Genomic DNA, 20,151 nt, shown 5'->3' on the forward strand with positions numbered 1-20,151 from the left:
CAGGCGTTTGCGGAACGCAAATTGGACAGCGAATTGATGGATGAATAGGTATTGAGGTGCTTAGCTGAACCGTTTCCGTGTATAGCGCTCACGTCCATGTACTCGGGTCCTAATGTGGCATTCAATGAGTGCGTTCGAGGTAACAGCTACTTACAACGGTCATCGTTCCGGATGGCGGATGGATTCGTGAGCATCGAGATCACCGACACCGAGGAGTCGACGGACGCCGAAACGATCACCGACGTTTCCCGCGCTACCGACGCGGCCGGCGCGGTCGACACGGCCGATGCGGACGCGGACGGCCGCTCCGAACTCCGGTCGGAAGCCGAGGGTGGGATCGTCGCCCAGCTCCGGCTCGATCACCCGGATCTGGTTCTGCGCCCGACCCTCCGGCGCGTCCCGAACGTCACCGTCGAACCGGACTACTGGACCACCGTCGAACCGGGCCGGACGCTCCTGTTTCTCACCGTCTACGGGAGCGCGTTCGACGAGTTCGAGTCCGCCCTAGAGACGGACCCGACCGTCACCGAACCGGTGCTGGCGGATCGGTACCCCGATCGACGAGTCTACCGGGTCACCCTCACCGACCGCGCGGTGACCGTCACGTCCGCGACCGCCGCGGTCGGCGGCCGCCTGCTCGATCTCTCGAGTTCCCGCGACGGCTGGCTGCTCCAGCTTCGGTTCCCCGACCGAGACCGGCTCGTCGAGTTCAACGACTTCTGTCGCGAGCGGGACATCTCGGTTACGGTCGACCACCTCCGAGTGTCCGACGACGAGGGCGACGGCGTCGTCGCCCTGACCGACAAGCAACAGGAACTGCTCACCGTCGCCTACGAGGAGGGATACTTCGACGTGCCGCGGGGTATCTCTCAGGACGAACTCGCCGATCAGCTCGGCGTTTCGAAGTCGGCCGTCTCCCAGCGACTGCGGCGGGCGATCGGGGAACTCTGTTCGGCGACGCTCTCCTGACTCGCGGCGTACTATCGACTGTCTCGGTGAGGACGCGAGAAAACTGAGCAAATATCGAGCCGCTGGTCCGCCGTCCGCTGGCGTCCGGTGGGGGTCGACGGTCGGCCCCCGTTCCTGCTTCTGTTTTGACCGCCGAACCGATCCGAACGCGGTCGGGACTTAGTCCTCGGACTCCTCGTCTTTCATCGAGCCGAGCTGGGAGACCAGCTCGTCCGTCGAGAGGTCGGACTCGAAGGACAGCTTGCCCTCGTGGTCGTTTTCGTGGACGTTGACGGCCTCGACGTCCTCGTCGGAAGTCGTCTGCTCTTGCTGCTCGGATTCGTCGTAGCTACCAAAACCCATATTCCTACCACCCGGCCCACACCAAAAGGTGTGGCGATTCCCCTCGTTTCGTGTCCCGCTGCCGATGACCGTGCGCCGGCGATTCGATTCGATCGCGGCCGCCAGGCGAGCCGTCAGACGCGGTCCGTCGCTGTCAGCGCTGCGAGACTTCACCGCGGAGGCGGCTGTTTCCCGACCCTACCGGCCGTTGGGCGGTTGCTACTGGCGTTCGACGGAGCATACTCGAACGCCGGTCTGCTGTTCGTTCGGCGTACTTTTTCGGTCGGCGCTGCGGTTTCAAACGGATCGGTCCGTGAACCGCGGGAACCGACAGTTCGTCGTCGCCGTCGAACCACCGTTTTTCCGTTCGCCCGCGCGAGAGCAACCGTCCTGCGGTCGGCCGTCAGCGCTCCAGTACCGACAGGCTACGGCGCTCAGTAGTCCGTCTATAGTAATGGGTGCCGGAGGTTTGAATTCCGCTCATGGTTGCGTACCGTCCGCCGTCTCGAACAGTCCTCGCGGAACAGCAGTTCGCGCCGACGCGGCCCTCGTCTCTCGCCGCGAAGCGCCGCACCGACGCGTCGGCAGCGGGAACCGATATCGTGTCCGGGCCACACCGATCCGAACGGCCCGCCGGGCGGTGATCAGTCGATGTGTGGAATCATCGGCCGTGTCGGCGACGGCAACGCCCTGGAACCGTTGCTGACGGGATTGGAGAACCTCGAGTATCGCGGCTACGACTCGGCCGGCGTCGCCGTCCAGAACGGCTCCGGCATCAACGTCGAGAAACGCTCCGGGAAGGTCGAGGAGTTGAAGGACTCGATCGGCGAACCTCTCAGCGGTAAAGTCGGGATCGGCCACACCCGCTGGAGCACCCACGGCCCGCCGACCGACGAGAACGCCCATCCGCACACCGACGAGAGCGAGGACGTCGCGGTCGTCCACAACGGCATCATCGAGAACTACGTCGAACTCCGGGAACGCCTCGCTGAGAACGGCTACGAGTTCACCAGCGACACCGACACCGAGGTCATTCCGCACCTCATCCAGTACTACCTCGACGAGGGCCTCGATAGCGAACTGGCGTTTCGCCGGGCGATCGACGAACTCGAGGGTAGCTACGCCGTCACTGCGATGGTCTCGGGCGAACACGTCCTCTACGCGGCCCGCCAGGGCTCCCCGCTGGTGGTCGGCATGGAGGACGGCGAGTACTTCCTCGCGAGCGACGTCCCGGCCTTCCTCGAGTACACGGACAGCGTCATCTACCTCGAGGACGGGGACGTCGTCATCGTCGACGAGGACGGCGTCGAGTTCACCGACCTCGACGGGGACCCGATCGTGCGCGAGCCCGAGACGGTCGAATGGGACCCCGAACAGGCTGGCAAGGGCGAGTACGATCACTTCATGCTCAAGGAGATCAACGAGCAGCCCGTCTCCCTGGCCCAGGCGATCGAGGGACGGATCGACCCCATCAACGGCCGGATCGCGCTGTCGGACTTCGAGCCCGGCAGCTTCGCCGACGTCGATAGCGTCCAGTTCGTCGCCTGTGGTACCTCCTACCACGCCGCGCTCTACGGCTCGCTCACGCTGAACCAGGCGGGCGTGCAGTCGACCGCGCTGCTGGCCAACGAGTACAGCGTCTCGGCGCCGCCGATCGACGACGACACGCTGGTGGTCGCGGTCACCCAGAGCGGGGAGACGGCTGACACGCTCAACGCGCTCCGGCGGGCCAACGCCGAAGGGGCGCACACGTTAACGGTGACAAACGTTGTCGGTTCGACGGCCGCTCGCGAGGCCGACGACGCGCTGTTCATCCGCGCCGGGCCGGAGATCGGCGTCGCCGCGACGAAGACGTTCTCCTCGCAGGCCGTCATGCTCACGCTGCTGGCTCAGCGCATCACCGACGACCTGCGGGGCGAACCGCCAACGGACCTCGAATCGCTCCTGTCGGCGCTCGATGCAATGCCCGGTGCCATCGACAACCTGCTCGACGACTCGGACGCCGCAGAGATCGCCAGGCGATACCGGGACAGCGAGTCGTACTTCTTCATCGGGCGCGGCCTGGGCTATCCGGTCGCGCTCGAAGGAGCCCTGAAGTTCAAGGAGATCACCTACGAGCACGCCGAGGGCTTCGCTTCCGGCGAGCTCAAACACGGCCCGCTGGCGCTGGTCACCCCCGACACGCCGGTGTTCGCCATCTTCACCGGTCAGGAGGACGAGAAGACGCTGAAAAACGCCGAGGAGGCCCAGACTCGTGGTGCGCCCGTGATCGCGGTCTGCCCCGAGGATCATCCGGCCGTCGCGATCGCCGACGACCATCTCGAGATTCCCGAGACCGATCCCGACCTGGCGGGACTGCACGCGAACGTCCAGCTCCAGTTGGTCTCGTACTACGCCGCGGACCTCCTCGATCGGCCGATCGACAAGCCGCGGAACTTGGCCAAGAGCGTCACGGTCGAGTGATCGGCGTCGCGATGGGGCGCCGTGGTGTCGTCGGTGTCTCGGTTCGGTCGCCGCTGGTCGGCGGTCACGGACGCGCCGCTGGTCGGCGTCGTCGCGACGAACGAGGACCGCTGTCGGATTCGAGTACACTGCCGGCGTAACTGGTCGGGTGATTCGTCCCGAACGGGTCGACGAATCGTGACACGGACTCCGGCCGGCAGCGGACGCGGCCTCGAGGCCACGGGACGCGAAACCACCCCCGTAGTTCCCGTCCGCGCGGCGTCGATCCGCGACCCGTACTCGAACGACCTCGGAATCGTTCGCGGAGGGTACTGCGGCGATCGAGCGTCCGGCGACGGCGGCACCGATTGTCGCCGGTCCCGTCGGTATCGATCGATACCCTCCAGTTCGACTAGGTGTTCGACTAGGATATAAAGGACGTACCTGATAGCTACGGGTGGCTCGCCTGGCCGCCGACCTCGACCGACGGCGATCGGGCAGCGAGATCGAGAGTCGCAGTGGGTCGATCGACCTATCGGTCCCGGTCGACGGTTTCGCCGGGACGCGTGGTCGCACCGGTGTCGAGTTTCAGCCCGGGGGTTAGACTCGTGTTAATCCCGGTTTTGACCCCGTCGCCGGCGACGACGCCGAACTTCCGCCGGTCGGTCGAGACGCGCTCGCCCTTGACGGTAAAGCGAATATCGTCGTCGTCGTGCCGGAGGTTCGCCACGTTCGTCCCCGCCCCGAAGTTCACGTCCCGGCCGAGCACGCTGTCGCCGACGTACGAGAGGTGACTGACTGACGCGTCCCGCATGAGCACGCTGTTTTTCACCTCGACCCCGTTCCCGACGGAGACGTCCGCCCCGAGCAGCGTCGCCCCGCGGACGTAGGCGTTGGGTCCGACGGTCGCACCCTCGCGGATCAGCGCCGGACCCTCGATCACGGCGCCCGGTTTCACCGTCGCGCCCGCCTCGACGACCACGTCGCCCTCGACGTGGGCGGCGTCGCTGACGTCGCCGTCGATCCGGCGGTCGAGCTCGGCGAGCTTCCACTCGTTGGCCTCGAGCAGTTCCCAGGGTCGACCGACGTCTAGCCACCGGTCGAGGGTCACCGGCGTGACCGCGTACCGGTCGATGACGCGGGCGAGCACGTCCGTGATCTCGTGTTCGCCGCGCTCGCTGGCGGGGACTTCGAGCCACTCGCGGGCCTCGGCGGGGAAGGCGTAGGCACCGGCGTTGGCGAGGTTCGTCGGCGGATCCGCGGGCTTTTCGACGATGTCAGTAATCGTTCCGTCGGTCGTGCTCAGCACGCCGTAGTTCCGCGGGTGGGCGACCTCGGCGGCGCAGACCGCCGGACACTCCGTGAACAGGCGGTCGATTGCGGCCGGATCGTAGAGATTGTCGCCGTTCAGAACGGCAAACGGCCCCTCGATGTGTTCCCGAGCGGTGTTGACGGCGTGGGCCGTCCCGGCCTGTTCCTCCTGGACGGCGTAGGAGACGGGGACGCCCCGGTATTCCTCGCCGAAGTACCCCCGGACGGTCTCGGCTTCGTACCCGACGACGAGCACGATTTCGTCGGCGCCGGCGTCGACGGCGGCGTCGACGGTATGGGCCGCGAGCGGTCGATCGGCGACCGGCAGCATCGGTTTCGGTCGAGATGCGGAAAGCGGTCTGATCCGTGTGCCCTCACCTGCCGTGAGAACGATGGCTTTCATCACGCCGACGTACCTCGATCCGGGGGATAATTATAGGGTTTCTACACCGGTCGGGATCGGGATCTCTCGATTCGGCCGGCGGTTCGTCTGACCGCCGACTCGGTCCGGCCCCTCGAGACTTAGGATCGCCGCGGTACCGACCGTGCTCAACCAGGCCGCTCGCTCGGACCGTCGTTCGCGTTCCGGTGTGACGATCGCGATCTCGTCCGCCGAGCCACCGATCTCCCAACTGCAACACATGTAATATACCGTGAAAGACCGTATTACCCCAACGTAATATCTAATTTCTTACGAATGAGCCGCTAATACGTTCGTTATGCGGACTCTCTTCGGGACCGATTACTCGCCGAAGAAAGCAATGACTAACTGCGACGATATTGATTATGCGGTCTATATTAAATACCGTTCTGTGGCTACGGGCTGTTGATGTCGACGGATCCATCCGCGAAGTGGACGCCCATGTCGTCCCGTCAGCAAACGAGCGCACCCCGTTGTGTTAACTGTGGCAACCAGGTGACCCGCCAGTTCGCCCGCGTCTTCGGCGACAACCGCGACGTCGTCCACGCCTGCCCCGACTGCGCCACCTATCGCGAGATGAAGACGTCGGATTTCATCCCTGAAGAAGCCAGATAATCGGTTCGTCGAGCCCGGTTCATCTCGAGTCCGTGTGAGCGTCTGTCGTCGCGTGCCAGTTCTCCCGCCAGGCGACTGGTGCTCGCCGACCGAGACAAGGGCCGTCCCGTCCTCCGTTCGATCTCATCGGAATCAGCGTCCAACCGCACCCAGCGCCGCCCGGATCGGCGCGTTCAGGCGTTCGCCGGGAGCGCGTCGGTAACCAGCGTCTGTGCCGTCTCGAACAGCGCCTCGGCGTCGTCCGCCGACCGCGCCTCCGCGGTGACCCGAATCAGGGGCTGCGTTCCGCTCGCCCGCAGCAAGAACCACCCGTCCTCGGTCTCGACGCGCACCCCGTCGAGCGCGTCGACCTCGTCGTAGCGTTCGGTCACCAGACCCTCGACCTCGGTCATCACCGCCGCCTTGTCCTCGACCTCGATCGACGTGCGCCGGATCGGATACTGACTGATGCTGTCGACGAGCGCCGACATCGGTCCGCGTTCGGCGACCAACTCGACCAGTTTGCAGGCCGCAAGCGGGCCGTCCGGACAGCGCGTCTCTCCGGGCCAGATCCAGGCGCCGCTGGGTTCGCCGCCGAAGACGACGTCGTCCTCGGTTGTCCGCTCCGCGACGTAGACGTCCCCGACCTGCGTGCGGGTCAGCGACGCACCGACGCCCGCCAGAGCGTCGTCGACGGCCAGGCTGGTGTCGACGGGGGCGGCGACTCGATCGCCCTCGCCGGCGGCCTCGCGAGCGAACACGGCGAGCAGGGCGTCTTTCGGGACGAACGTGCCGGTCTCGTCGACCGCCAGCATCCGGTCGGCGTCGCCGTCGTGACCGATTCCGAGGGCGGCGTCCGTCTCCGCGACGAGCGTCGACAGCGTCTCGAGGGTCTCCGCGGTCGGCTCGCTCGGCCGGCCGGGGAACGAGCCGTCCGCCTGGCCGTTCAGCGTGCGGACCCGACATCCCAGATCGTCGAGCACCGCCGCCGTCACGCCGCCGGCGCCGTTCCCCACGTCGACGACGACGCTCGGCGGATCGTCGAGGTCGACCGCCTCTTTGAGCGCCGCGGCGTGGTGTTGCCGGACGCCGTCGCGGTGGCGGCGGTCGCCGACCCCGTCCCACGCGGCGAGGTCGTAGTCGTCCCTGCGGAGCCGTCGCTCGATCGCGTCGCGCTGATCGGGGCCGAAGGCCTTCCCGGACGGGTTCCAGAGCTTGATCCCGTTGTCCGTCGCCGGGTTGTGCGAGGCCGTCACGACGACCCCCGCGTCGGCGTCGAGGTGCTCGATCGCGCGGGCGACCGTCGGCGTCGCCTGGACGCCCACTTCGAGGACGTCCGCGCCGCACTCCCGCAGCCCCGCGCCGACCGCGTCGACGAGCATCGAACCGCTCTCGCGGACGTCGCGACCGACGACGACGCGTTCGTATCCCTCGGAGGCGACCGCACGGCCGACCGACAGCGCCAGGTCGGCCGTCACCTCGCTTCCGACCCGTCCGCGAATACCACTGGTTCCGAACATACCCGTTCCTGAATCGGGCCTCTGCCTTACTATGCATGGGCTAAACCGGCAAGCCATCCGCCGAAATTCGCCGCTCGGTCACGCGTGACGCGGGTTCGCGAACCCCGTCGATCGATACCGATCCGCGCCGTCCGCCCGGAATCCGAACGTCGCTATACAATTGTTAGTTCCTCCCTGTCGATTTGAACTGTCAGTACCGTATATGTGAGTCAGGCCGGTACGACCGCGTGAGAATGCTAGCGGCACTGCACGGATTCAGCCGATGCTCTTCGATCGCCGACGGACTTCGCTTCCTCCCGACCGGCACACGTTGCGGCGGTGAATCGCCGTCTCAGCCACCGCGAACGCTGCGGTTCGACCGCTCGTCCGCCGTCCGCGCGGGTCGATACGCATGAGCGCGACCGAGCCCGATACCGACACCGAAGCCGAGGAAAACGGCGAGGCAACCGACCCGACGACGTCCGACGAGCGCGACGCGCTCGCCGAGCTCCCGCCCAGCTCGAAACTGGTCTACAAGGTTCTCGAGTACGAGGGCCCGCTGACCCAGGAGGGAATCGCCGCCGAGTCCCGGCTCTGTCCCCGGACCGTCCGCTACGCGCTGGGGAAACTGGAGGATCAGGATCTCGTGAGCAGCCGCGTCTGTCTCGAGGACGCCAGGCAGTCGAAGTATCGGATCGGCGAGCCCGACGATCGGACGATCCGGACGTGATCGTGAGAATCGGGACGACGAGCCGACGCGAGGACTGATAACCGCGATATCAGGACGTTACGGGGCGTTACAGGACGTTACAGGACGTTACAGGACGTTACCGGTGTTTCTGATACTGGTCGACCAGGAGATCGATTCCGAACACCCCGGACGTGATCTCGTAGTGGGTCTCGAGCCGGGGGTTGAACTTCGCCTTGTAGCGGTTGATGCTCGGCACGCCGGCGCCGACCAGATCGTACTCGTCGATTCCATCGCGTAGCCCGTCGCGCATGACGTGCCAGTCGAGCAGGTCGTTGATCGCGATGTCGACGTCCGCGTCGGGTTTGACGCCGCCCTGCCACCGGTAGCGCGTCCGGTCGGACTCGAGGACTAAGATGCCGCCGAGGAACTCGCCGTCGACGCGGCAGACGTAGGGCCGAACCGCACCGTCGGGCAACTGTTCGTACAGCGACCGCGCAAACGCGGGACGCATGTGAAACGCCTGTCCCTGGTTCTCGTAGCGCTTCCGGACCTGGTCGACGATGCGTTCGACGTCGTCGGCGTCGCCCTCCTCGATCACGTAGCTGTCTGCGTCGGCGTTGCGGACGTTGCTTCGCGCGTCGCTGCTGAACCGCTTCAGCAGTTCTTCTTCGGTGCCGTCGAGGTCGACGATGTAGGTGTGGCCCGGTTCGACGTCGTACTCGTTCCAGGCGAACGGGCGGATATCGTCGAACTCGGCGCCGGCGACGAATTTGCAGTACAGCGGCGAGAGCTCGTCTTCGATCCACTCGTGACAGCCCTCGAGAAACCGCTTGATCCGGCGGTCGGCCTTGCGCTGTTTGAGCTTGTCGACGTTCAGCAGGGCGGGACCGAGATACGCCGTCCACGACTGCGGTGCCGGGGAGAACGCACCGGTGATCGGCCCCTTGCTGTACTCGAAGAGGGGGAAGATCCCGACCGGTTCCTGTCCCTTGAATCCGGCGAGCAAGTGGGGGGTCGTGTCGGTCTCCGCAGCCTGCAATCGGATCGATTCGACCCGGAAGAACGGGTTCGCTCCGTCGGCGCGGTCGGCGTAGCGGTTCCACTCGTCGGCGTCGTGCTGCGGATCCAGGGTGCGGATGTCGATGCTCATAGGTAGCCGAGGTCGGAGAGTCGATCTTCGACGGTGCTGTCGTCGGTCGCCGTGATCGGCGACGGCTCGTAGTCGGGGTACTCGCGTTCCGTTTCCGTTCCTCGGTCGACGACCGGGAGCGGCGTCCCGTCCATCGCGACGTCGATCGGCACGTCGAACAGCGAGCAGATCGTCGGCGCGACGTCGAAGATCGTCGCGTCCCCGATCGCGGCCGACTCGTCGAACGCCGAACCGGCGGCCGCGATGACGCCGGTTCGCTTGTGGTTCCACGGTTCCATCGGCTCGCCGAACCGCTCCCTCCCGAGGTCGGCGGCGATCGCGTTGTCGAACGCCGCCGGAACCGTCACGATGTCGGGCGCTCGATCGACGTGTGGCCCCTCGAAGAACGTTTCCCGCGGCTCGACGGCGTCGAACATCGGCTCGCCGTCGGGCGTGCGAACGGCCGACAGCTCCTCGATGAGCGCCTCGCGGACGGCCTCGTACTCCGATTCGGGCACCTGGCCGTTCGGTTCGCGACCCTCGAGGTTGATCCGAACGCCGAGTTCGCTCTTCGAGCGGACGTACGCTCGCGAATTCGGGAAGTCGACCTGTTCGCTCGCCGCCCGGATCATATCGTTTGGCACCCGTTTACCGATCGGTTCTTTCAGCCCCACGTAGTCGAGCGCGCTCGCGACGCGCTGGGTGGTGAGCCCGACTTTCGCGGCCAGGTTCATCGCCCGCTCGAGCGGACTCGGCTCGTGGTCGCCGGCCTCGGCCCCCTCGAGCAGGTCGTTCTCCCAGCTTTTCGACCAATCGGGCATCCCTTCGCCGCCGCTGCGGGCGCTCACGTCGCCTCGATCCCGGAGGAACTCGTTGACCCGGAACTCGTCGCCGCTTACCTTCCCCATTCCGTGGTCGCTGACGACCAGGACGTTCTCGGGATCGGTTCGCTCGATCGTTTCCGCGACCTGGCGATCGACCTCGCGGTAGACCGCCTCGATCGCGCGCTTGTCTCCCGGCCGTTCGTGGAACACCGAGTCGGTCTGCTGGAACTGGACGAAGCCGAACTCTGGCGAGAACCGCCGGCAGAGATACCGGAATGCCTGCCCTCGAAGCTCCACGGTCCGTTCGTACCCCTCGATCGAACGGTCCGGATGCGGACTGCTCTGGGGGTAGATCCAGTACTCGCCGCCGCAAGCCAGCTTCACGTCCTCGAGGATCCCCTCGGGGTGACAGCCCGGCTCCTCGGGCGCGGTCAGGCCCGGAATCAACGCGCCGTCGAACTCCCGCGCCGGATGGGTCACCGGCACGTTGACGACGACGCTCGAGTGGCCGTGATCGCTCAACAGTTCCCAGACCGGCCGTTCGCGGACGTGACTCGCGTTGACGACGTCCCAGTCGTAGCCGTCGAACGAGAGGAAATCGTAGACGCCGTGCTTTCCCGGGTTCTTCCCGGTGTACAGCGATGGCCAGGCGCTCGCGGTCCAGGGTGGTATTTGAGACTCGAGCGGCCCTGCGGTCCCGCCGTCGAACAGTCGTCGTAAAGTAGGGAGGTCGCCCGACTCGAACATCGGCTCGAGCACCGGCCGGCAGCCGGCGTCCAGCCCCACGACGAGCAGACGAAGGTCTCCGCCGTCGGTCGAACCTGCCATGGGCGCGTTGTCCCTTCCCCTATGCTTTGTTATTCAATGGGATTCTCGATCGTAGGGACGGTATAGCGCGGCCGGCGGTCCGATCCGCGGCGGCCGTAAGTACCGGTTGCGGATGATTGGCTGCCGGTAACGTCCGAATCACTAATATGACGGTCATCATCCTCTCGTGTCGTGTTCCGTTGCGCCGCAATCGCACCGGGTTCTCACGTATGATTAATGCCACTCCGTCTGTGTTCGATGCGTCGCTCTCCCGGTCGGGGTCGACCGGAATCGATTCGTTCGTCGATCGCTACGCTCCGGACGTCGAATACACCTACTACGGTGCCGGCAAGATCGCACTCCGGGACGGCCTGGCGGGGCTCGTCGAGCCCGGCGGAAACGTCCTTGTTCCGGCCTACCTCTCGCCGGCGGTGGTCGAACCGTTTCGCGACCTCGGGCTGGAGCCGCGGTTCTACGCCGTCGAGGAAACGCTCGCACCGGACTTCGCCGATCTCGAAGACCGTATCGACGACGACACCGTCGCCATCACGTCGGTCAACTACTTCGGCTTTCCCCAGCCCGGCCTCCGCCGGCTCGCGTCGCTAGCCGACGACCACGACTGCTATCACATCGACGACAACGCCCACGCGCCGCTCAGCGTCGCCGACGACAGGTTGCTCGGGACCCACGGCGACCTCGGAATTGCGACGCTCCGGAAGCTGCTCCCCGTCCCCGACGGGGCCGTCCTCTACCGCCGCGACGACGAGGTCCGCGAGGCGTTCGACCCGTCGTCGCTGGCCGGCACGGCCGACCGCGTCGCCGCCACCGACTACCGGTTCGTCGCCACGTCGGTTGCCGAGCGCGTCAGCCCGACGTTGTTGCGCTCGATCGAGTCCGTCCTCGACGACGGGCCCGACGACTCGTCGTCGGTCGATCCCGAGGCCAGATACGAGGCCGCGAAAATCCCCATGTCGAAGTTCTCCGCTCGAGTCGCCGCGGCCGCCAACCCGGAGGCGATCCGCGACGCCCGACGCGAGAACTTCCGCGCCTGGCGGGACGTCCTCGAGGCCCGCGACGACGTCCGACTCCTCTACGAGGAGCTCTCGGCGGGCCTTTCCCCCTACGAGTTCCCCGTCCGCGCGGACGATCAAGCGGCGCTGCTCGACGAACTCGCGGACGCGGGCGTTGCGGGCGCACACACTTGGCCGATCCTCCGCGAGTCCGTCCACGAGAACGCGGCCTACGAGACCGCGAACCGGCTCGCAAACGAGATCGTCGTCCTGCCCGTTCACCAGGGGATCGAGCCGGCGGCGATCGAGGCGGTCGGCGATCGCCTCCGGCGCTGAGCCACTCCCGGTTTCTATCGCTCACCGGACCTACGCAACGGAGTCGCCGCTCGCGCCCGCGTTCACTCCGCGGTCGCTGACGGAGACGCGGTCAGGTCCGTCCGAACGTCCTCGTGGAGCGCGTACGTCCGCTCGGCCGTCCGCTCGAGGATCGATTCCGTCCGCAGCTCCGAGAGGAGACTCTGGACCGCGACCGTCGACCGATCGACGCGCCTGGCCACGGCCGGCGTCTCGAGCGGTCCGTCTCGGGCGAACTCGGCCAGGACGTCGTGGGCCGTCTCGACCGAACACCGCGACCCGTCGCACGCGCGCTGGACTCGGTCGTCGAGCCACGAGATCTCGAGCAGATCCGCCAGCTCGCGCTCCTCGTTCGCGACGACGAAGCCGGGTTCGTCGGCCGCGTTCGATCGTCCGCTCGCGTCGTCGTTCGCACTGCCACCGTCGTCGGCCTCGACGGGCGTGTACCCGTACTCGACGTCGTCGCCGCCGGCCTGGACGATCGCCGATTCGCCGTCACCGTCGTCCGCCTCGGCCTCGTCGGCTTCGTCGGCCTGGTCGCCCCGATCGTCCCCGGCGATCGATTCCCGCTCGAGGTCGCGGACGACCCGCCGTAACTGCTCGTTTTCCCGCCGGAGTCGGTCCAGTTCGTCCTCGCGGGCCGCGAGGTCGTCTTCGAGGGCGTCGATCCGCTCGTCGCGCTCGCCGAGTTGCTCCCGGAGGTCGTCCCGTTCGGCCTCGAGTTCGGCGATCTCCTCGTGGAGCCGGCGCGCGTCCCCGCCGCCCCCTGGCAACTGTGACTGGACCGGCTCCGCGTTCTGGAGGGCGTCGGCCATCTGCCTGGCCGCGCTCGAGACGTCCCGCGCGGAGGAGAGCTCGTCCTCTAAGGTCTCGATCCGCGTTTCTTTCTTCTCGAGTTCGTTCTCGAGTTCGTTGATCCGGTCCTGCTCGCGGTCCTTGCGCTCGGAAATCTCCTGGAGGTCGCCGACCAGCGCGTCCGAGACCGACTTGAGTTCGGGGCGCTCGAAGTCGTCGAGCCCCGGCGTCGCGCCCGCGTCGAAGGTCCGCTTCCGGCGGAACTGGATCTTCCGGACGTCGACCTCGGTCCAGTCGGTCTGGACGAACGCCTGGCCGTCGTTGAGATCGGAGACGAGTTCCGAGTACTCGGTGTCGATGATCCGGCCGACGACCTTGGTGTCGTTGTCCCAGGTCAGTCGGTGCCAGACGAGCCAGTTGGCCTGCGTGATGAAATCCTTCTTGACGTCGGCCGGCCGCTGGCTGATCCCGAGGATACCGAGGCCGTGTTTGCGCCCGCGCTTGCTGATCTTGATCAGGAGGTTGCCGGTCTCGCCGACGCCGCCGCCCTCGGGGATGTACTCGTGGACCTCCTCGACGACCAGCAGGAACGGCTTCTTCAACTTCTTCTCCTTGACGAACAGCTGCCTGGCGACCTCCCGGAGGAGTTCGTCGGCCACGTCCTCGTCGAGGTAGCCGGAGACATCGAGGATGACGGGGACGTTCTCCTCGAGCGCGATGGTGGCCATCTGCTCGGCGTGTTCCGGCCCGATCTGGATGTCGCACTCCTCGTCGGCGCCGGCGTGGAGCATCTCGTACTCCTCCTTCAGGCCGTAGTACTCCCCGTCGGTGTCGACGATCAGGAGCGGGTAGCCGGCCTCGAGTAACTCCTCGGCGATGACCGATGCGGTGTTTGACTTCCCCGACCCGGACTTGCCGGTGACGAACCCGCGTCCGGTGAGCAGTTCGACCACGGGTAGCTTCAGGTTGGTTCCGTCGGCGGTCTCGCCGACGTGAATTTGTCGCTGCTTGGACTCCTCGTCGCTCACTGACCGATCACCTCACTCTCGATTGCGATCGCGATCGCGCGCGGTTCGTTCATGTTATCCGTACAGTCCGAACACGCGACCTTGAATATTGGCCTCGTCCCGGCGATCCCAGCAGCGGTCTTTGCGACCGCCCGCTGCACTCGAACCGAGTACTCCAGTGAGAGTTGTGAACACACCGCGGAAAGAGTTATGTCACTGCTACTGTACGATACAGTTATCCGCCGACCGATGATTCCGACCACATCACCGATCCGCTTTGCCGGCCAGTATCTCGCCGGAGAGCGGCTCGTCGCGTCCGACGCCGCACCCGCCGACGGGAGCGGGGCCGGGCTCGGCGTTCGCGGCCTTCGTGGACGGAATCCCCGCCGTTCCTCCTATCCGTCGTGGCCAGGCGCGGTCGGCATCGGCTCCGTCCGCGCCGCGTAGGTCGCCGCCGGCCGGACGGCCGCTCGGACTGGTTTTCGGGACCGAATTCCGCCGTCTCCGTACCGGGCGACGCTGTCGATCGGCCAGCACGACCGCTGCGACGCGTCGGTGTCCGTCCTCGTACCCCCGTGGTGTACCGGCCAACACGCGGGCTCCGGCCCGAGCGTCGAGTTCGAGTCTCGACGGGGGCGTATGAATCGCCAGTGCGAACCAGTCGCGGCAACGCTCACCGTGCGCGTTCCTCTCGGTGCGACCGGGAGCCTCGCGGACGGCGCAGTGCGGATCGTCGAACGAACCGATGCCGTCGGAACGATCGCGACCGCCGACGTGCGCCGAGTGTCGCCCGGCCTCAACGACACGACCGTCGAACTCCGCGTTCGCGTCGCCCTCGAACTGCCCCGCGGCGGCGAGGACGTCGACGCGCTCGCCAGGCGCGCACTCGCGGTCGGGGTCGGCGTCGAATCGGTCGCCGACGTCGAGCGCGTGGAGTCGGTCGAACCGGAGGCGCCGCCGCCAGCGGAGGTCGGGTAGTTCTAGTCTTCGCGCTCGACCGCCCGTTCGCGGACGGTCATTCCCTTGCGACCCAGGTGCTGGAGCTGTTTGCGGGCGAAGTCCTCCTCGCGGGTGCCCCGCGTCGCGAGGACGTAGACGAGCGCGCCGCCGGCGGGGCGCATCGTCCGGCCGGCGCGCTGGGTGCCCTGACGGCGGGAGCCGCCGAGCCCGGAGGCGACGATTGCCAGGTCGGCCGTCGGCAGGTCGATCCCCTCGTCGCCGACCCGCGAGATGAGAAGCAGGTCGCGCTCGTTCCGGCGGAACTCGCCTAACAGCCGCCGGCGCTCGTGGTGTGGCGTCTCGCCGCTGAGGAAGGGAACGTCCAGCGCCTCGGCGAGCTCCCGGCCCTGCTCGAGGTAGTCGACGAAGACGATAGCCTTCGAGTCAGGGTGGGCCGACAGCAGGTACCGGACCTCGTCGATCTTCCCCCGATTGCGGGCGGCGATGCGGTACTTCTCCCGGCCGTCGGCCGAGCCGTAGGCGTTGCGCTGCTCCTCGTCACCCCACGGCACGTAGCGAATCTCGAGTTCGGGTTCGGCGACGAAGCCGGCCTCGAACAGCGCCTCCCAGTCGGTGCCGATCGGCGGGCCGACCAGGGTGAAGATCTCCTTCTGGCGGTCGTCCTCCCGGATGGGACTGGCCGACAGCCCTAGCCGGTGTTTGGACTGCAGGTGCGTGCTCCGCCGGTAGACGTCCGAGGGGACGTGCTGACACTCGTCGAAGACCACCAGGCCCCACTCGCGGTCGTCGAACAGCGAGCGGTGGCGATCCATCCCCGCGATCTGGTAGGTGGCGATCGTTACCGGCCGAACCTCCTTTCGGCCGCCGTGGTACTGGCCGATCTGGTGGGGTTCCAGCGAGGTGTACTCGACGATCGCGTCGGCCCACTGCTGGGCCAGGTCGCGGCTCGGCACCAACACCAGGGTCTCGCCCTCGACGTGGGCCATCGCGCCCATCGCGGCGACCGTCTTCCCGCTGCCAGGCGGGCCGACGAAGACCCCCTCGCCGGCCTCGGCGAAGCGGTCGACCCAGGTCCGCTGGTAGTCGCGCAGCCGCACCCCCAGCTCGATCGGCAACTCCTCGCCGGCCGTCAGCTCGCGGTGGTCCTGGACCGGATAGCCGGCCTCGTAGAGGATTCGCTTGATCGCGGCCTCCGCCCCCTCGCGGACCCAGTCCTCGGTGTCCGAAATCGGCGCGTGGACGTGCTCCTCGTCTAACTTCTGGCGCGCGACGTTGCCCATGATCTCCGGCGTCTGGCCCTCGAGTACGGTGTAGCCGTCCTCGTGGGTCACCAGGCGGAACTGGTGGGCGCGGTCCCACTGGCTCTCGACCCAGTCCTCGAGCCGTTCGGAGCGCTGGCCGAGCGCCTGGCGCATCGTCCGCGCGAGGTCCTCGAAGGAGTCGTGGGGGGTGCTCCAGACGTCCTCGGGCCGGACGACGTAGCGGTAGCCCTGCTCGCCGTTTCCGTCCGCAAGGTGGGCGAACTGTGAGAGTTGCGCGCGCGTGAATTGGTCGGGCCGGTCGACGATGATCTCCCGTCGTTTCGGGAAGACGACCACGCGCTCCCGATCGGTCAGGTCCTCGAGTTCGCTGGGGTACCAGACGACGGGGTCGGTCGAGACCGAGAGCCGTTCGAGGTCGCCCGTCTCGGCAAGGGTTTCGAGGCGGTCGCTGGCCGCCTCGTGGGGGAGTTCGAGCGCGCGGGCGACCGAGGCCGCCGTGAGGACGGGCCGGCCCTCGTGCTGGCTGGCGTCGTGGAAGTCGGCGATGGTGAACGCCGCGTCGCCGGTCTCGTCGCGGTCGCCGCCCGCGTCGGTCGGTTCGTTCTCGTCGGTCGGTTCGTCGTCGCTATCGGTCCCTCGATCGCCGTCGATCGGTGCTGCCGCTTCGGTCGAGTTCGGATCGCTCGGCTCGTCCGAATCGTTCTCGGGATCACCGGACTCGCTCCGCTGCTCGTCGGAGGGCGTCGGAGAACGTTCGTCGGTCACTGCCCGGGCGTAACGGCGGTGCGGGTAAACAGATTTCGCTCGCCGACGCCGCGTTCGGGGGTGTGCAAGGGGCAACGAGCCCGGAGTAATCGCTCGTTCAAGGCCCCACAGTATATGCGGGATGACGGCGTACGGAATCGTATGTTCCGCGCGATCCTTCCCGAAGGTCAGATCGCTTGCGAGCGCTACGAACACACCGACAACGGCGTCGAACTCTACGACGACGAGGACGAGTTCATCGCGTTCGTTCCCTACGCGAACCTTCAGGCTATGGCCAGCGAGGATCTCTACACGGAGGACGAGCGATCGATCATGTAGTCCCGTCGGCGGCCGTCACGCCGTGGGCTGCTGGTCGATCGCGTCGAGTTGCTCGCGATAGCGGTTGCGGACGGTGACGACGGTCGTCTGTGCGGTGTCGGCGACCGCTCGCTGGGGGATCGTCTCGTCACAGAGCAGGCCGGCCGCGTAGATGGCCGCGGCGGCAAAGCCCGTCGGCGACTTGCCGGAGTGGAGTCCCTGTTTGGTCGTTCGATCGATGATCTCGATGGCTTTGGTCTCGACGTCCTTGCCGACGTCCAGTTCGGAACAGAACCGCGGGACGAACTGTCGGGGGTTCGTCGGCTCCAAGTTAATGTCCAATTCGTCCGCGATGTATCGATAGGTCCGTCCGATCTCTCGCTGATCGACTCGTGAAACGGAGGTTACTTCCTCGAGACTGCGCGGAATATCCTCCTTACGGCACGCGGTGTAGAGGGCGCTGGTCGCGACGCCTTCGATCGAACGGCCGCGGATAAGGTCCTGTTCGAGCGCTCGACGGTAGATGACGCTCGCCGTTTCCTTGACCGGCTTCGGGACGCCCAGCGCGCTGACCATCCGATCGATCTCCGAGAGGGCGTACTTGAGGTTTCGTTCGCCGGCGTTTTTCGTTCGAATTCGTTCCTGCCAGACGCGGAGTCGGTGGAGCTGGCCGTGTTTGTCGGCCGACATCGAGTGCCCGTTCGCGTCCTTGTTCCGCCAGTCGATGGTCGTCGTCAGCCCCCGGTCGTGCATCGATTGCGTCAGGGGCGCGCCGACCCGGGAGAGTTCGTCGTGTTCCTGTGCGTTGAACGCTCGCCATTCCGGTCCGTAATCGATAGGATCCTCCGTAAGGACCAGCCCACACTCCTCGCAGACCCGTTCGCCGCGGTCCGGATCGTGGACGATCGTATCGGTCTCGCAGTCGGGACACAGACCAGCCTCGACCTCCTCCGACTGCGATTCGGTGCTGGCGTGATCGATGATAGACCGCGTCATCAGTACCCGACCGAAACCGTGCAGGCACTGTAAGGGGTTCACATGGTTTCGCGGGAAACACCGACTTACCGACGGCGCCGGATCGTCGGAAGAGAGAACAGAAGAGAGCCGCCGTAACGGCCGCCTGTCTCGGCCGGGACAGGGCACCGATTACGGCGAAACCGTGTCCCATCGGTCGTGTCCGGGCGAAACGACCGCCGAACGGTCGCTTCGACCCATCATGCCCAATGGTCACACGGGACATGAACGTGCCGATCGTTGCAGCGCGGCGGCGGCGTCAATCCCTCGTTCATCGCGTAAACCCATCTTTCGCGTTCGAACCGTCGCGCGCATTTATATTGGCACGGCCGAACTTTCGGTACCAGTGTCGTGTCGCCGATCGGGCCCACTCCGCGCCAGCGACCCGTCCCGCCGCGGACGGAGCCTCCGTACGCCGTCGATATACGCGGACAATCGATCGATACCGATCGGTCTCGAGCGCGCCGACGAGCGCTCGCCTGGCCTCGCCCGCGCACTGACGACGATGTCGGCGCGAAGTCGCTCCGTACCTGCTTTGCAGACGGTGCGAAACGTGGTCGTGTTTAAGAGTATCAGTGTTGGCGTACAACCTGGTGTGTCAAACGTGATTGGGACTCGCCGTTCGAACGTACAGCGGTCGCCGTCGAGCCGCAGCTCCGGAATACCGGGGACCCGAATGCAGGGGACAGCGGGCTCGAAAGCGGTCTATACGACCGGAGGCATTCGATAATGTCTTCGATCGATACGTCACTGCCCGACGAAATTGCATCGGTCGCCGACGGTGACGAAGACGATCGACTGTCGAAGGACGTCATTTTCGAACTGTTAAAGAATCGCCGTCGGAGAGAAGTCCTCGCGTACTTACTGGAAGCCGACGAAACGGTCACCCTCGGTGAACTCGCCGAACAGATCGCCGCCTGGGAGAACGATACCGACGTCAATGCGCTCAGTTCTGATCAGCGCAAGCGGGTTTACGTCGCGCTGTATCAGACCCATCTGCCGAAGATGGACGACGCCGGGATCATCGAGTACGACCAGGACCGCGGGTTGATCTCGCTTTCGGACAACGCCGACCTGTTAATGATGTACCTCGATACGGACTCCCATCGACAGGACCGGTGGGACCGGTGGTACGCCGGCCTGAGCGCGGCCGGTACCGCCGTTCTCGGCGCCGCCATCCTCGGCGTCCCGGGCCTCGCGGCCGTTCCGGTGACCGCGCTCGCGGCCGTCGTCGTCGCCGCGTTCTGTTGTCTCTCGGTTGCTCACGTCGTCCGCAACCACCGCCGCGAACGCACCGTCGACGGGAAACTCTCCCGTATCGAGTAACCGGTTTTCCCTTCGATACCGCTGCACCGTCGCGTTCGTCCTGTTCTCGCCCGTTGTAACACCGACGGCCGACGCGACCTCGACGATCCGACCAGGCCGCGCCGTCTGGACGGTCCGAACGCGACCCGAACCGCGTGCGTAAGCCGCCCGCTGTGACGGTTGTAGTAGCCGCAATTGCCATCGATCGACGGATGTCAGGACCGCGAAGATTTTTAGGCCACAACTGCATAGGACCACCTGGCTCCCGACGACCGTCATCCGGTACCGGAACAGTCGCGTGCCAGCATCTGTTCCAGGCGCGGGAGCCGTTTCCCGTACGCTGTGCACGTTTCTCTCGGTCCGAATCCGTAATT

General features: G+C 66.3%; 17 protein-coding genes and 1 tRNA gene. 10 read left to right on the forward strand and 8 right to left on the reverse strand.

The window, feature by feature from the left end:
• Nucleotides 1–186 precede the first annotated feature (186 nt).
• Nucleotides 187–969 carry a helix-turn-helix domain-containing protein gene (locus tag BMY29_RS01600; protein WP_241471288.1) on the forward strand — a complete coding sequence of 261 codons (783 nt, stop codon included), beginning with the start codon at nucleotides 187–189 and terminating at the stop codon, nucleotides 967–969.
• 159 nt (nucleotides 970–1,128) lie between these two features.
• Here the strand turns inward: BMY29_RS01600 and BMY29_RS01605 are convergent, their stop codons facing one another.
• Complete coding sequence (locus BMY29_RS01605) at nucleotides 1,129–1,311, reverse strand: DUF5786 family protein (protein WP_049990377.1); 183 nt, start codon at nucleotides 1,309–1,311, stop codon at nucleotides 1,129–1,131.
• 630 nt (nucleotides 1,312–1,941) lie between these two features.
• Here BMY29_RS01605 and glmS point away from each other — a divergent pair.
• Nucleotides 1,942–3,753, forward strand: a complete 1,812-nt coding sequence (gene glmS, locus BMY29_RS01610) for a glutamine--fructose-6-phosphate transaminase (isomerizing) (protein WP_049990378.1) — start codon at nucleotides 1,942–1,944, stop codon at nucleotides 3,751–3,753.
• Between the two features lie 511 nt (nucleotides 3,754–4,264).
• Here glmS and glmU read toward each other — a convergent pair.
• Entirely contained in the window at nucleotides 4,265–5,446 is a 1,182-nt protein-coding gene (gene glmU / locus BMY29_RS01615; RefSeq protein WP_049990379.1) for a bifunctional sugar-1-phosphate nucleotidylyltransferase/acetyltransferase, read from the reverse strand.
• A gap of 426 nt (nucleotides 5,447–5,872) precedes the next feature.
• Between glmU and BMY29_RS01625 the strand changes: the two genes are divergently transcribed.
• Nucleotides 5,873–6,079 carry a DUF7563 family protein gene (locus BMY29_RS01625; RefSeq protein ID WP_049990381.1) on the forward strand — a complete coding sequence of 69 codons (207 nt, stop codon included), beginning with the start codon at nucleotides 5,873–5,875 and terminating at the stop codon, nucleotides 6,077–6,079.
• 173 nt (nucleotides 6,080–6,252) lie between these two features.
• Here BMY29_RS01625 and glmM read toward each other — a convergent pair whose 3' ends face one another.
• Nucleotides 6,253–7,578: a phosphoglucosamine mutase gene (gene glmM / locus BMY29_RS01630; RefSeq protein WP_049990382.1), complete on the reverse strand. Its 1,326-nt coding sequence runs from the start codon at nucleotides 7,576–7,578 to the stop codon at nucleotides 6,253–6,255.
• Nucleotides 7,579–7,969: 391 nt separating this feature from the next.
• On the opposite strand from glmM, the gene BMY29_RS01635 reads away from it, so the two are divergent.
• Nucleotides 7,970–8,287, forward strand: a complete 318-nt coding sequence (locus tag BMY29_RS01635; protein WP_143067640.1) for an ATP-binding protein — start codon at nucleotides 7,970–7,972, stop codon at nucleotides 8,285–8,287.
• Nucleotides 8,288–8,384: 97 nt separating this feature from the next.
• On the opposite strand, the gene BMY29_RS01640 is transcribed toward BMY29_RS01635, so the two are convergent.
• Both BMY29_RS01640 and BMY29_RS01645 read right to left on the reverse strand, forming a co-directional pair.
• Nucleotides 8,385–9,398 (reverse strand): lipid II:glycine glycyltransferase FemX, encoded by a 1,014-nt coding sequence (locus tag BMY29_RS01640; RefSeq protein ID WP_049990384.1) that lies wholly within the window; start codon nucleotides 9,396–9,398, stop codon nucleotides 8,385–8,387.
• On the reverse strand, nucleotides 9,395–11,029 hold the full coding sequence (locus BMY29_RS01645; RefSeq protein WP_074854605.1) for an alkaline phosphatase family protein: 1,635 nt from the start codon (nucleotides 11,027–11,029) through the stop codon (nucleotides 9,395–9,397). Before BMY29_RS01645 ends, BMY29_RS01640 begins: the two co-directional genes overlap by 4 nt.
• Nucleotides 11,030–11,238: 209 nt before the next feature.
• Between BMY29_RS01645 and BMY29_RS01650 the strand changes: the two genes are divergently transcribed.
• A complete protein-coding gene (locus tag BMY29_RS01650) occupies nucleotides 11,239–12,354 on the forward strand; it encodes a DegT/DnrJ/EryC1/StrS family aminotransferase (RefSeq protein WP_049991622.1) in 1,116 nt (371 codons plus the stop codon).
• 62 nt (nucleotides 12,355–12,416) lie between these two features.
• Here BMY29_RS01650 and BMY29_RS01655 read toward each other — a convergent pair whose 3' ends face one another.
• Nucleotides 12,417–14,195 (reverse strand): ATP-binding protein, encoded by a 1,779-nt coding sequence (locus BMY29_RS01655; protein ID WP_049991623.1) that lies wholly within the window; start codon nucleotides 14,193–14,195, stop codon nucleotides 12,417–12,419.
• 228 nt (nucleotides 14,196–14,423) lie between these two features.
• Between BMY29_RS01655 and BMY29_RS01660 the strand changes: the two genes are divergently transcribed.
• From BMY29_RS01660 to BMY29_RS01670, 3 genes are all read left to right on the forward strand, one after another.
• On the forward strand, nucleotides 14,424–14,621 hold the full coding sequence (locus BMY29_RS01660) for a hypothetical protein (RefSeq protein ID WP_074854606.1): 198 nt from the start codon (nucleotides 14,424–14,426) through the stop codon (nucleotides 14,619–14,621).
• 122 nt (nucleotides 14,622–14,743) lie between these two features.
• Nucleotides 14,744–14,812: transfer RNA gene (locus tag BMY29_RS01665), tRNA-Arg, on the forward strand.
• 1 nt (nucleotide 14,813) lies between these two features.
• On the forward strand, nucleotides 14,814–15,152 hold the full coding sequence (locus BMY29_RS01670; protein ID WP_049991624.1) for a hypothetical protein: 339 nt from the start codon (nucleotides 14,814–14,816) through the stop codon (nucleotides 15,150–15,152).
• Nucleotides 15,153–15,154: 2 nt separating this feature from the next.
• Here BMY29_RS01670 and BMY29_RS01675 read toward each other — a convergent pair whose 3' ends face one another.
• Nucleotides 15,155–17,161 carry a DEAD/DEAH box helicase gene (locus BMY29_RS01675; RefSeq protein WP_074854607.1) on the reverse strand — a complete coding sequence of 669 codons (2,007 nt, stop codon included), beginning with the start codon at nucleotides 17,159–17,161 and terminating at the stop codon, nucleotides 15,155–15,157.
• Between the two features lie 141 nt (nucleotides 17,162–17,302).
• On the opposite strand from BMY29_RS01675, the gene BMY29_RS20830 reads away from it, so the two are divergent.
• Nucleotides 17,303–17,479, forward strand: coding sequence for a hypothetical protein (locus BMY29_RS20830; RefSeq protein WP_173424943.1), 177 nt, complete (start codon nucleotides 17,303–17,305; stop codon nucleotides 17,477–17,479).
• A 15-nt stretch (nucleotides 17,480–17,494) separates the two neighbouring features.
• Here BMY29_RS20830 and BMY29_RS01680 read toward each other — a convergent pair whose 3' ends face one another.
• Nucleotides 17,495–18,454, reverse strand: a complete 960-nt coding sequence (locus BMY29_RS01680; protein ID WP_049991625.1) for a transcription initiation factor IIB — start codon at nucleotides 18,452–18,454, stop codon at nucleotides 17,495–17,497.
• 747 nt (nucleotides 18,455–19,201) lie between these two features.
• Here BMY29_RS01680 and BMY29_RS01685 point away from each other — a divergent pair.
• Nucleotides 19,202–19,798 carry a DUF7344 domain-containing protein gene (locus tag BMY29_RS01685; protein WP_049991626.1) on the forward strand — a complete coding sequence of 199 codons (597 nt, stop codon included), beginning with the start codon at nucleotides 19,202–19,204 and terminating at the stop codon, nucleotides 19,796–19,798.
• The last annotated feature ends 353 nt before the right edge of the window (nucleotides 19,799–20,151 follow it).

Origin of the sequence: Natrinema salifodinae, from assembly GCF_900110455.1 — an archaeon.
Lineage (GTDB): Archaea > Halobacteriota > Halobacteria > Halobacteriales > Natrialbaceae > Natrinema > Natrinema salifodinae.